Annotated in this window: 1 pseudogene; it reads right to left on the reverse strand. The window is 49.1% G+C overall.

Annotation, left to right across the window (positions count from 1 at the left end):
* Window positions 1–275 (reverse strand): annotated as a pseudogene (gene truB / locus SB772_RS40645) (tRNA pseudouridine(55) synthase TruB); the annotation flags it as partial.

The following is a 275-nucleotide window of genomic DNA, read 5'->3' on the forward strand; positions in this document are numbered from 1 at the left end:
TGATGGTGCGGATATAAGTGCCTTTTGAGCAGTGAATTTCCAGCTCCAGCTCATTGCCTTCATGGCGAATAAACAGCAATTCATAAACGGTAATCGGACGCGCTTCACGCGGAACTTCAATGCCCTGACGCGCATATTCGTACAGTTTTTTGCCCTGATATTTCAGTGCTGAATACATCGAAGGGATCTGTTCGATATCGCCACGGAAAGTATCCAGTGCCGCTGCCAGCTGCTCTGCGCTAAAGGTTACCGGACGTTCTTCAACGATCTGTCCG

It is taken from the genome of Paraburkholderia sp. SIMBA_030, from assembly GCF_046535245.1.
Lineage (GTDB): Bacteria > Pseudomonadota > Gammaproteobacteria > Burkholderiales > Burkholderiaceae > Paraburkholderia.